This is a genomic window from Vibrio sinus, assembly GCF_023634645.1.
GTDB classification, from domain to species: domain Bacteria; phylum Pseudomonadota; class Gammaproteobacteria; order Enterobacterales; family Vibrionaceae; genus Vibrio; species Vibrio sinus.
Genome location: NZ_JAMKMR010000049.1, coordinates 1 through 1,168, shown reverse-complemented (window position 1 = coordinate 1,168; position 1,168 = coordinate 1). Strand labels below are relative to the sequence as shown.

The following is a 1,168-nucleotide window of genomic DNA, read 5'->3' as shown; positions in this document are numbered from 1 at the left end:
TGTCTAAAGAAAAATTTGAACGTACGAAACCGCACGTAAACGTTGGTACTATCGGCCACGTTGACCACGGTAAAACAACTCTAACTGCTGCAATCTGTACTACTTTAGCTAAAGTATACGGCGGTGAAGCGAAAGACTTCGCATCAATCGATAACGCTCCAGAAGAGCGTGAGCGCGGTATCACAATCGCAACATCTCACGTAGAGTACGACACTCCAACTCGTCACTACGCACACGTAGACTGCCCAGGACACGCGGATTATGTTAAAAACATGATCACAGGTGCTGCGCAAATGGACGGTGGTATCCTAGTTGTAGCTGCGACAGATGGCCCAATGCCTCAAACTCGTGAGCACATCCTACTAGGCCGTCAGGTTGGTATCCCATACATCATCGTATTCATGAACAAATGTGACATGGTAGATGATGAAGAGCTACTAGAACTAGTAGAAATGGAAGTTCGTGAACTTCTTTCTGAGTACGAATTCCCAGGTGATGACCTACCAGTAATCCAAGGTTCAGCTCTTGGCGCACTAAACGGCGAAAAAGAGTGGGAAGACAAGATCGTTGAGCTTGCAGAAGCACTAGATTCTTACATCCCAGAGCCAGAGCGTGCAATTGACCAACCTTTCCTACTACCGATTGAAGACGTATTCTCAATCCAAGGTCGTGGTACAGTAGTAACAGGTCGTATCGAGCGCGGTATCCTAACAGTCGGTGACGAAGTAGAAATCGTAGGTATCAAAGAGACTACAACTACTACTTGTACTGGTGTTGAGATGTTCCGTAAGCTTCTAGACGAAGGTCGTGCGGGTGAGAACGTTGGTGCACTTCTACGTGGTACTAAGCGTGACGAAGTTGAGCGTGGCCAAGTACTAGCGGCTCCAGGTTCAATCACTCCACACACTAAGTTTGAGTCTGAAGTATACGTACTGTCTAAAGATGAAGGTGGTCGTCACACTCCATTCTTCAAAGGCTACCGTCCACAGTTCTACTTCCGTACAACTGACGTAACAGGTAACATCGAGCTACCTGAAGGCGTAGAAATGGTTATGCCAGGTGACAACATTAAGATGACAGTAGAGTTGATCGCACCAATCGCGATGGACGAAGGTCTACGTTTCGCAATCCGCGAAGGTGGCCGTACTGTAGGTGCTGGTGTTGTTGC

1 protein-coding gene is annotated in these 1,168 nt (G+C 47.4%); it reads left to right on the top strand.

What is annotated here, in order from left to right; genetic code table 11:
- On the top strand, positions 1–1,168 hold a 1,168-nt coding region (gene tuf, locus M9194_RS21515), incomplete at both ends, for an elongation factor Tu (RefSeq protein ID WP_250614761.1).